Annotated in this window: 6 protein-coding genes; 3 read left to right on the plus strand and 3 right to left on the minus strand. The window is 44.0% G+C overall.

The window, feature by feature from the left end:
* A partial coding sequence (locus JGK11_RS25435) for a transposase (protein WP_293193320.1) occupies positions 1-254 on the minus strand: 254 nt, incomplete at its 3' end.
* A 261-nt stretch (positions 255-515) separates the two neighbouring features.
* Between JGK11_RS25435 and JGK11_RS25440 the strand changes: the two genes are divergently transcribed.
* A complete protein-coding gene (locus JGK11_RS25440) occupies positions 516-6,752 on the plus strand; it encodes a PAS domain S-box protein (protein WP_293213318.1) in 6,237 nt (2,078 codons plus the stop codon).
* Here JGK11_RS25440 and JGK11_RS25445 read toward each other — a convergent pair.
* On the minus strand, positions 6,735-6,938 hold the full coding sequence (locus tag JGK11_RS25445; RefSeq protein WP_293213320.1) for a hypothetical protein: 204 nt from the start codon (positions 6,936-6,938) through the stop codon (positions 6,735-6,737). The genes JGK11_RS25440 and JGK11_RS25445 overlap by 18 nt on opposite strands.
* A 199-nt stretch (positions 6,939-7,137) precedes the next feature.
* On the opposite strand from JGK11_RS25445, the gene JGK11_RS25450 reads away from it, so the two are divergent.
* Both JGK11_RS25450 and JGK11_RS25455 read left to right on the plus strand, forming a co-directional pair.
* A complete protein-coding gene (locus JGK11_RS25450) occupies positions 7,138-9,855 on the plus strand; it encodes an ATP-binding protein (RefSeq protein ID WP_293213322.1) in 2,718 nt (905 codons plus the stop codon).
* Positions 9,856-9,873: 18 nt separating this feature from the next.
* On the plus strand, positions 9,874-11,145 hold the full coding sequence (locus JGK11_RS25455) for a response regulator (RefSeq protein ID WP_293185729.1): 1,272 nt from the start codon (positions 9,874-9,876) through the stop codon (positions 11,143-11,145).
* 49 nt (positions 11,146-11,194) lie between these two features.
* On the opposite strand, the gene JGK11_RS25460 is transcribed toward JGK11_RS25455, so the two are convergent.
* Positions 11,195-12,142 carry a DUF1350 family protein gene (locus tag JGK11_RS25460; protein WP_293185731.1) on the minus strand — a complete coding sequence of 316 codons (948 nt, stop codon included), beginning with the start codon at positions 12,140-12,142 and terminating at the stop codon, positions 11,195-11,197.
* Positions 12,143-12,195 lie beyond the last annotated feature (53 nt).

Below are 12,195 nucleotides of genomic sequence, written 5' to 3' on the forward strand. Positions count from 1 at the left end.
AAGATAATTTGATGATTTTTAATTCTTGAAACCGTCGCATCTACGTGTCCTTTCCTAAGCTGAGATGGTTTGATATATGGTGAATCCCAAAAATCGTAAGTAGCCTTAGTTTCTGCCCATGTACCACTAGCTTCAGGTACACTGGATGTTGGTTTATCACTCAAGTTAGAAACAATTTTCATGAATCTATTTGTTCTTCTTGCATCTCCCAATTGAGTCTTTTCTAATTCTTCCCTTACCCATTGATCGATCATTTTAATCTCATTCCTGGGCGATCGCCCGATCGTTTAACAGCACAGATGTTGATTTTTGTCAAATTTATTGTTAAGAAAGATGTTTATAAAGCATAGCTTATTAAGGGGGATTTAGGGGGATCGAGATATGTGCAACTTCACATTAAATTGGTATTACTGGGTATCGTTTTTGTTATTTTCTTAAGTATTTTTACTGGCATTATTCGATAATTACTAGATTATAATAGTTAGATCAAAAATAATAAAAAAATAACTATCGTTATGATAGAACTAACTGGCTATCAAATTATCGATCGCATTTACTCAGGCACTCGCACCGTAGTTTATCGAGGTTTCCGCACAGACGACAAACAGCCCGTTGCCATCAAAGTCTTGCATAGCGAGTATCCCAGCTTCAGCGAACTCGTCCAATTTCGCAATCAGTACACGATCGCCAAAAACCTCAACTTGCCCGGAATCATCCAAACCTACAGCTTGGAACCCTACCGCAACGGCTATGCGCTGATTGTCGAAGACTTCGGGGGAATTTCTCTAAAAGAGTGGACTGGAAAAGGCAAAACAGTAAAATCTCTCGTTGAGTTTTTCCAAATAGCGATCGCCCTAAGCAATACATTAGATATACTTGGGAACCACTGCATCATTCACAAAGATATTAAACCAGCTAATATTCTGATTAATCCGCAAACCAAGCAAATCAAACTAATCGACTTCTCCATCGCTTCTTTACTGCCACGAGAAACGCAAGAAATTTATTATAATCCCAACGTTTTAGAAGGAACCATCGCCTATATTTCTCCCGAACAAACAGGACGAATGAACCGAGGCGTTGACTACCGAACCGACTTTTATTCCCTCGGAGTTACTTTTTACGAACTGCTGACAGGAAATTTGCCGTTTCAATCCCAAGATCCGATGGAGTTAGTTCACTATCATATTGCCAAACAACCGCCATCTCTTCGACAAGAAACAAATCCACAATCAACAATTAAAAGTGTAGATATTCCGCAGGCAATTGCTAATATTGTCATGAAGTTGATGGCGAAAAATGCAGAAGAACGCTATCAAAGTGCATTAGGATTAAAACACGATCTAGAAACTTGTTTTGCTCAACTTCAAGCAACTGGTAAAATTGAGCATTTTGAATTGGGACAACGAGATATTTGCGATCGCTTCCTGATTCCTGAAAAACTCTACGGCAGGGAAATCGAAGTTCAAAAACTATTAGCAGCATTCGATCGAGTAGCGACTCCCCTGTCATCCACCCTTAGCAACGGTAGACAAAGGGGGGGTGAATTGATCCTGGTTTCTGGATTTTCTGGCATTGGCAAAACGGCTGTTGTGAATGAAGTTCACAAACCCATTGTCCGGCAACGGGGTTATTTTATTAAAGGGAAATTTGACCAGTTTAATCGCAATATTCCCTTTTCTGCCTTTGTGCAAGCCTTCCGCGATCTGATGGGGCAACTGCTTTCCGAGTCGGACACCCAACTACAAACCTGGAAAACACAGATTCTAGAAGCGGTTGGCGAAAATGGCCAGGTAATTGTTGAAGTAATTCCTGAACTGGAACGAATTATCGGCACACAATCTGTTGCCACTAAACTGTCGGGAACAGCCGCCCAAAATCGATTCAATTCATTGTTTGAAAAGTTTCTTCAAGTCTTCACAAAACCAGAACATCCCTTAGTTATCTTTTTGGATGATTTGCAGTGGGCAGATTCCGCTTCACTGAATTTGATGCAACTGTTAATGGCATCGGAAACAGGCTATTTGCTGCTGATTGGAGCATACCGCGACAATGAAGTTTCCGGAGCCCATCCGTTAATGCTGACCTTGGATTCAGTGAGCAAAACTGAGGCAATTGTGAGTACGATCGCCCTAAAGCCATTAAGCCAATCTAGTTTGAATCAATTAGTTGCAGATACGCTCAACTGTGATACGGCGTTAGCGCAACCGTTGACGGCATTGATTGCACAAAAAACCCAAGGAAATCCATTTTTTGCCACTCAGTTTCTCAAGGCACTCCATCAGGATGAGTTGATTAAGTTTGACAGCCAAGTCGGACATTGGGAATGCGATATTGTCCGGGTGCGGGAGGCGGCACTCACGGATGATGTGGTGGAGTTTATGGCATTGCAGTTGCAGAAACTGCCACTGGAAACACAAGCGGTGTTGAAACTGGCTGCTTGTATTGGCAACGAATTCGATTTGAAGACGCTGGCGATCGCATTTGAGCAATCTGAGACGGAAACGTCAACAACATTGTGGCAAGCTTTGCAAGAAGGCTTGATTCTACCTCAAAGTGAAGTTTACAAGTTTTATATCCAACGAGAAACCCAGGATTTAGTCGAAAATTCACAGATTGCACTCTACAGATTTCTCCACGATCGCATCCAACAAGCTGCCTATTCTCTCATTCCTGAGTATCAAAAATCCCAAATTCACCTCAAAATTGGCAGATTACTGTTAGCTAAAAGTTTATCTGCAAACAGGGCAAAGCAAGTATTTTTGTTAGTGAATCAACTGAATTTGGGAAGAGCATTAATTAACCAATTATCGGAACAATTACTGTTGGCTCAACTGAATCTAGAAGCAGGTGACAAAGCGATCGCCTCTACTGCTTACGAAGCTGCCGTAGATTATTGTCGCACCGGCATCGAATTGTTGCCACCCGACTGCTGGGATCGACAGGATACCTTGACTCGCAAGCTGCATCAAGGCCTTGCCCAAGCCGCCTGTCTGTGCAGTCAATTCGAGTTGATGGATCGGTGCATTGACACTGCACTCCAACACAGCCCTGATTTCTTAACAGCCCTACCGATGCAGGACATTCGCCTACAGGGCTTGAAACTTCAAAGTCGCTTTTCCGAAGCAATTGCTCTCGGGCGATCGCTCTTAGAGACATTAGGCATCACCTTTCCGTCCCAGCCCCAGCCCCAGGATATCATCATGGGCTTGCAGGAAGTACAAGCTAAACTTGCCGATCGCTCGATCGAGGACTTATTAGAATCTCCAGCGATTGACGATCCCTACAAACTGGCAGCCAGCTATCTATTACTGAGAATTTCTCCCGCCGCCTTTTTAGGCGATCCGATGTTGTTCCCCCTGCTAGTATTAGCACAAACCAAACTTGGATTAGACAATGGTCATGCTGCTCCTCATACTCATGGTTATGCAAACTACGCGATGTTAGTGGGTGGAATGTTAGGAGATAAAACCGCTGCCTATGAATTTGGACAATTAGCACTCCAACTTATCGATCGATACGAAGCCCGCGAACTGGCGGCCATGACCACATTCTTAGTCAATCTTTTTACTCAACATTGGCATTTTTCAGCACATCAGATTGTAGAAAAATTGCAACAAACTTACACCCTGGCTATAGAAACTGGTGATTATGAACACGCCACTTATAGTGCTTTTAACTACTGTAATCTGGCTTATTTAGCTGGAAACAATTTAGCAACAGTCCATGTTGAAATGGAAAAGTATAGCCAGTGGATGGGGCAAATCGGAGAAGCTGGCATTGGTTTCGCCATCCATCAAGCTAATCACCAGGGTATCTTGAGCTTAGAAGGGAAAATTCCTGCACCCAGTTTCCCGAGCGATTGGGAACAGATGAATCCGGGAATTCCTGTCTTTATTTATTACATTCACAATCAGCTCGTTTATAGCTATCTTTTTGGTGATTATCACACCGCTCAACGCATTGCTTCCCTACTAGATCGCTGCGATCCGATTACGCGGACTCAGCTTGTTGCTATTGTCACCGAATTTTATGCGGTGCTAGCAGATTTGGCTCTTGAACCCAGCACGCAGCCAGCAGAAAAATCTGCATTGGGCGATCGCATTCAGAGCAAACTCACACAGCTTGAACAAAGGGCTAGCCAAGCTCCGATGAACTTCCAACATAAATACGATCTGGTGGCAGCGGAGTATCGGCGAGTGCTGGGTGAAAGAATAGAAGCGATCGATCTATACGATCTTGCCATTTCTGGCGCTAAAGCCAACAAATACATTCAAGAAGAAGCCCTCGCCAACGAACTTGCAGCCAAATTCTATCTAGATTGGGGCAAAGAAAAAGTCGCCTCCGGCTATATGCAAGAAGCTTACTACTGCTATGCCCGTTGGGGAGCCAAAGCCAAAACCGATGACTTAGAAAATCGTTATCCCAATTTACTGCGCCCCATTCTCTATGCAGGTACCGAATCTCTAACTATCTTGGAAACACTGACAACAATTACTGCTCTTGCGCCTCATTCCTCTATTAACACCTCTACCAATCCTACCCAGTCTTCAAGCACGAGCATTAACACCGCTCTGGATTTTGCCACGCTCCTCAAAGCCTTTCAAAGCCTCTCTGAAACCATTCAACTGGAGCAGCTCCTGCATCAACTCAGCCAAATCATTTTACAAAACTCTGGGGCTGAACGCTTCGTGATGATAGTGCCCAATGAAGCTGGGGAATGGTATGTCCAAGTCATCGCAACTCTCGATGAAATCGATATTAGCGCTGCTCCCCTGGAGGGGCATGAGGCTCTGCCGATAAAACTGATTCAGTATGTCAAAAACACGCAGGAAGTGGTTGTCATCGACAATCTCAAGACTGATTTGCCAGTGATTGACGAGTATTTACTCCAGCGACAGCCCAAGAGCATTTTGTGTCTGCCTGTTTTGCATCAAAGTCAATTACGTGGCATTGTATATTTGAAGAATAAAAGAACCAGTGGTGCGTTTACGCGCGATCGCATCCTGACTCTTAACTTTCTCTGCACTCAAGCCGCTATTTCCATCGAAAATGCCAAGCTATATCAGCGAGAAAAAGAGAAATCCGATAAATTAGCTCAACAAGAAAAACAGTATCGCAGCATTTTTGAATCAGTCACAGATGGACTCTCAATTGTCGATCTAGAGACAGGTATCACAATTGCGATCAACCCAACTGTATGTAAAATATTTGGCTATTCTGAGGCAGAGTTTCTGGCTTTATCTCCGCCAGATTTTGTGATAGCTGAAGAACTTTCCATATTTGCCAAATTTATTGAGACTGTCCGAGGCGGGCAGATTTTTAATCATCGTGGGCGATGTATCCGCAAAGATGGCACAATTTTTGACATTGAGATTAAAGCAACTTCCTGTGACTACAACGGCAAGCGTCATGCGCTAGTAATTTTCCGAGATATTAGCGATCGCAAACACGCTGAAGCTGCCCTGGCTGAGAGTGAGGCTAAATTCCGAAGATTGGTGGAAGGGGCAAATGACATGATTTGGTCTGCCCAGGCAGATGGCATCTTTACCTACCTTTCTCCCCAATTTGAGACGATGTTTGGATTCCCCCCGTCTGATTGGGTTGGAAAATCCTTAACATATTTAATTCATCCCGATGACTTAGAAATGGCGCTGGCACCGGCTAAAGTTGCGCTTGAGCAAGGCACGAACCAGCAAGATATAGAATTTCGTCACCTATGCCAAGACGGCAGCTATCTGTGGGTAACACTAAACATGACTCCCATCAAAGATACTGAAGGTCATGCTATAGGACTCCAAGGTATTGTGCGAGATATTAGCGATCGCAAAAATGCAGAAACCATTATTCAACAAAAAACCCACGCCTTAGAACAGGCTTTACAAGAATTGCAGCAAGCTCAATTACATATGGTTCAAAGTGAAAAGATGTCAGCCTTGGGTAATTTAGTTGCCGGTGTTGCCCACGAAATTAATAATCCCGTGGGCTGCATTGTCGGTAATGTCGGTGCGGTACAGGATGCTCTTAACGACTTATTTGGACTTATCGATCTCTATCAGAAAAAGTTTCCTACACCCGATACGGAAATTGAAGACGAATTAGAAGCGATCGATCTGGAATATTTACGGGAAGATTTACCAAAATTAATCAAGGCGATGAAAGATGGGGCCGATCGCATTACATCGATTAGCAAAAGTCTCCGCACTTTCTCCCGTAACGATAGCGACACTAAGCAGTTATTCAACCTCCACGAAGGCATCGATAGCACAGTCCTAATTCTGCGCCATCGTCTCAAAGCCAACGAACATCGTCCCGCCATTGAAGTTGTCACCGAATATGGCAAAATTCCGGGAATTACCTGTTTCCCCGGACAACTCAATCAGGTATTTATGAATATTTTGGCGAATGCGATCGATGCGCTAGATGAATCTAATTCAGGACGCAGTTTTGCTGAGATTAAAGCTCATCCCAATCGGATCGAGATTCGGACGAACCTGGAAAGTGAAGGTGTAAAAGTGAGGATCGCGGATAACGGAAAAGGAATGTCGTCAGAAGTAAAATCCCACATTTTCGATCATTTATTTACCACGAAACGTGTGGGAAAAGGCACTGGGTTAGGATTGGCGATCGCCCGACAGATCGTAGAAGAAAAACACGGGGGGACTATCGAGGTGGCATCAACTCTAAGTGAAGGTACTGAGTTTGTAATCTCGCTCCCAATTAAAGGCCATATTTCAACAGTTGACAGTTGACAGTTGACAGTTGACAGTTTGAGAGCGACCTCTACCTAGAAGTCCGAGGATTGGAGTAATGAATAGTCTGATTTTAATTTTTTTTATGGTAAAAGTTAATAAAATGGCTTGCGATCGCAGCTTAAAATAGGGAATAGCGATCGAACCATTGGTGGCAAAGGTCAGGGTACGATCGCCTGTGAACATAAAACCTGGAGACCAAAGCTCAACCTCCCGGGTGCATCTGGCGCAAGGAAGAGGGCGAAGCATGACCGCATATAAGTTATTAGTTATAATCTCATATTGATTGCGGTCATGCTTCGCCCCTACGGATATATTCGCCTTGCGCCAGATGCACCAAACCTCGCAGATTCAATGTGGCAATAAATCTAAAATCGACTTACCTATGATGAAATCTAACGCGAATTCCGCTAAAACTCTACCTTTACGACTTGTACTCGTAGTTCCGTTTGTCTTGCAAATCTTTGCCGCAGTCGGACTGACTGGTTATCTGTCGCTGCGTAACGGACAGCAAGCAGTAAATGATGTTTCCAGTCAGTTGCGTCAAGAGATTAGCGATCGCCTCAACCTGCAAGTCCTGGCTTATCTAGACAAGCCTTATATTGTAGGGCAAACGATCGTGGCCGCGGGTCAAGAGGGGCGGTTAGATTTAACAGATGTCACCAAACTAGAACGGACTTTTTGGCGGTTGGTCAGCCAAGATACTGTCGAATTCATGCAAATTGCTTTAACTGATGGCACAAGTATTACCTTAGAGGATACATTAAAGGATGGCATCGTTTCTCGGGTTGGTGACAAAGCGAATCTGCCTCAGCGTCAAATCTACAGTCTGGGCGATCGAGGTCAACGGACTAGGTTGATAGAAACTCAACCAATGTTTGACGCTCGGACTCGATCCTGGTATTTAGCTGCACTGAAAGCCGGAAAACCAATCTGGACATCTCAGCCCTACTTGGGCCAGACGACGAAGAAGGCGACAATTGCTCTAACCCAGCCGATCTACAACAGCGATGGAAATTTATTAGGAGTTCAAAACAATATTTTTCGGATTAGCAAGATTCATAGCTTTCTCAACAATCTACAGGTGAATCAAACAGGACAAACGTTTATCATCGATCGATCGGGCAACCTGATTGCAAGTTCCACGATCGAAGAGCCTTATATTATAGATCGCAAAAAAAATGAATTACAACAAATTCCTGCCGTCAAGTCTGAAAATTATGTAATGCGTCAAACAGCCCAAGCAATCCTCGAACGACTTGGCACTTTTAACAACATTGCCGAAAGTCAGCAGCTTGATTTTATGCTGGGAAACCAACGTCAGTTTATTCAAATTTCAACTATTAACGACAAACGAGGTATCGATTGGATCGGCGTCATTGTAGTCCCTGAATCAACTTTCATGGCACAAATCAATGCCAACACTCGCACCACAATTATCCTCTGTTTGGGTGCGTTGGTTTTGGCAACCGTTCTCGGTATATATACTTCCCAATGGATTGCCGATCCGATTCTGAAATTGCAACAAGCCAGTGAAGCCATTGCCACGGGTGAACTCGATCGCACAGTCGAGATTAACGATATCAAAGAATTAGCAGGGTTAGCGCGATCGTTCAACCAAATGGCAGCGCAACTCAAAACCTCCTTCACAGTCCTCGAAGCTCGCGTTGCCGAACGTACCCTAGAACTTCAACAAGCAAAGGAATTAGCCGACAACGCCAACGCCGCCAAAAGCGAATTTCTCGCCAATATGAGCCACGAACTCCGCACACCCCTTAACGGCATCCTCGGCTACGCTCAGATTCTGCAACGCAGCGAACCCCTCACCTCGAAAGGAAGTAACGGCGTTAACATCATCTACCAATGCGGCTCGCACCTTCTCACCCTGATTAACGATATCCTCGATCTCTCTAAAATCGAAGCCGGTAAACTAGAAATCTATCTCGCCTCCTTCTACTTTCCTTCCTTTCTCCAAAGCGTTGTAGAAATCAACAGTATTCGAGCGCAACAAAAAGGAATTACCTTCGACTTCCTCCCAGATGATAACTTACCTATGGGAGTCCTGGCGGATGAAAAGCGTTTGCGTCAGGTACTAATTAATCTGTTGAGTAATGCCATTAAATTCACGAATCAAGGCAGCGTGACCTTCTTAGTTGAGAGAGTTGAAACAACGGATCGACCGGATTTTTGCACTCTCCGTTTCTCAGTAAAAGATACCGGAGTCGGAATTACCCCGCAACAACTAGAGCAGATATTCCAGCCATTTGAACAGGTAGGTGATATCAAAAAACAATCCGAAGGTACTGGATTAGGACTAGCAATTAGCCATAAAATTGTCTCCTTGATGGGTAGTGAAATTAAAGTCGAAAGTATTTCCGGGGAAGGTAGCACCTTCTCCTTTGAAGTAGAATTGCCCGAAGAGAAGGATTGGGCTGCGGATTCGAGAGTTGTTTCTCAGAGAACTATCCTAGGCTATGCTGGGAAACGACGCAAAATTTTATTGATCGATGACCGCTGGGAAAATCGTTCGGTATTGCTGAATCTTTTGGAACCAATTGGTTTTAAAATTATTGAAGCTAGCGACGGACAAGAAGGACTCCAGCAAGTTTTACAGACTGCACCGGATTTGATTATTACCGATCTATCCATGCCAGTCATGGACGGGTTTGAGTTTTTGCACTCATTGCGATCGCATCCAGAACTACAACATCACATTGTGCTGGTTTCTTCAGCCAGTGTCTTTGAGATCGATCGCCTCAATAGCATTAAAGCGGGGGGCAATAATTTCTTACCCAAACCCATCCAAGCTGAAATATTGCTAGAACAAGTGCAAAAGTATTTAAAGTTAGAGTGGATTTATCAGGATCCCAAAGACGAGCAACTTTGGGAGTTGGATGTAGCTCAAGAAATTAAGCCGCCATCTGACGCCATTTTGACCCAACTTGCTCAACTAGCCAAAATGGGCGATTTAGAGGGAGTGATGGAAGTCGCCCAGCAAATTTCCGATGGGGATAATGCCGCTTTTGTCCGAGAACTTATCCAGATGGCCGAGGCGTGCGAGATCAAACAACTACGGGCATTTATTCAGCAGTATCTCGCTTAATGTGTAGTATTAGAAACTATGATTGACTCAAGCAATTCCTTTATTTTGATTGTGGATGACAATCCCACCAACTTGTCTATCCTCTCCAAAACCTTGAAATCCGCCAACTACAAAATTCGCATGGCAGTGGATGGTGAAGAAGCCCTAGCTATGGTAGCCTATGCTCACCCAGACCTAATTTTACTCGACGTGCAAATGCCCAAAATGGACGGTTTTGAAGCCTGTCGCCGCCTCCAATCAGACCCCGCTACTCAAGGTATCCCCATAATTTTTATGACGGCTTTGGCAGATACGGAGAATAAAATCCAAGGCTTATCCTTGGGGGCGGTGGACTACATTACCAAACCTTTTGAACCTCAGGAAGTATTAGCAAGGGTGAAAGTTCACTGGCGTCTAAAGCAACTAGCCGACACCTTAGAACAACGAGTGGCACAACGTACCGATGAGTTGGAGAAAGTCCAATTGCAATTGGTGCAGCAAGAAAAACTCTCCACTCTGGGACAACTGGTGGCGGGTGTTGCTCATGAAATTAACAATCCCATTGCTTGTGTCGTAGGTAATGTCAGTGCTGTGGAAGATAGCATTAACGATCTATTTGATTTGATCGATCTATATCGCCAACGGTTCCCCGAACCCGGCCCGACAATTGAGGCATCTCTAGACACGATCGATCTAGAATATCTGCGGGAAGATTTGCCCAAACTGGTTAAATCCATGAAGGATGGGGGCGATCGCATCGTATCTATTAGTCAAAGCCTCCGCACTTTTTCCCGCGCCGACAGCGATAAAAAGCAGAAATTTAACCTGGCTGAAGGTATTGACAGCACAGTGCTGATCTTGCGCCATCGCCTCAAGGCAAATAATCTGCGTCCAGCCATTGAAGTGATTGCTAACTACGGCGATGTGCCAGAAATTAATTGTTTTCCCGGACAATTAAATCAGGTGTTTATGAATATTCTCGCCAATGCGATCGATGCTTTGGATGCAGCGTGCGTTGGGCGAACCTATGCGGAATTAGAAGCCGATCCTGAGCGAATTATTATTTCTACTCAAATGTCGATCGACCTTTCTACCGTAGAAATTAGTATCAAAGACAACGGCTCTGGTATGCCAAAGTCAGTAAAATCGCGGATATTCGACCATCTGTTTACTACGAAAGAGGTTGGCAAGGGGACGGGATTGGGATTGGCGATCGCTAAGTCTATCGTAGAAGAAACCCACAGCGGCAAGTTAATCTGCCATTCTGTGCTGGGTGAAGGGACAGAATTTGCGATCGAACTTCCGGTATAAAAAATATTACATTGTGCCCAGTCGCTCGATCGCGCAATCGGATGTGATATTATCGATCGACCTTGGGTGCGGACTTGAGCTTCAAAGCGCTTAAAAATTTAACGCATTCAGCTTCAAGCAATCGGTATTTAATCGGCTTGATGAAGGCATTAAAATGATTTAACCCAACAATATAATTGCCAGTTTCGATAGCGATAGGGGATAAATGAGTGCCTTCTATTTCCCGAGTTAAAACTGGTAAATCTCTAGCTTTCAACTGTTCAACCAACCACAGCACATCGCTGTTTTTTTGTACTTCCAAACTTTTGTCAATATCCCTAACTGAGCCTGCTATGTCATCTCGATCGAACGAAATCAGTGCAGTTAAATTAAACAAAGAACTGCTAGCAATAAAACACTGAGTTTCTGCTCTTGTCGGCCGCACTCCCAAACCTAGTTTGTCTAACAGCACTGCGAGGGCTCGAATCGGAATTGCACTCTCGGTGTTGCTGATATCGGGAGCAATTAATAAAGAGGGTTGACCTTTAATTGAAGGTGTCTCGATACTGCTATTGTAGATTAACTTTTGAATCTGTCGGTTTTCATCTTGGCCATAACATTGATTCGCAATATTTTGCCAATTGGCATCGCTTAAAAACTCTAAAAGAGCGATGTACTTGCATCCCAAACTGTGACCCACCCAAAAATAGCTCGATCGCTCTTGATAAATATCCGACTCCCAACCCAATTTTTTCGCAACTTCCGTTAGTTCTTTCCTAAGTATCTCCTGTTCTTGCAATAAACTAACTGCGATCGGCCAGTGGCGAAAACTAAACCTAAACGGCAAAGCAACAATTGTATAGCCATCTGCAAACAACTTTTTTAAGAAATCTCGATAAAATACAGTAGGAAAAGTGCCAAAAAAAGTGCCACCTATAAATTGAATGACACCTTTTGGCTGGGGGTGAACCGCTACCCAACTAAAAGAAATTGGCTGAAACTTAAATACTGGTTGCATCCGAATAATCCTCATACCATTTTAGATTTTTAACGTTTGTAGTGAGGACTGAA

The sequence above is a fragment of the Microcoleus sp. PH2017_34_RAT_O_A genome, assembly GCF_020737885.1.
In the GTDB taxonomy this organism is placed as follows: Bacteria; Cyanobacteriota; Cyanobacteriia; order Cyanobacteriales; family Microcoleaceae; genus Microcoleus.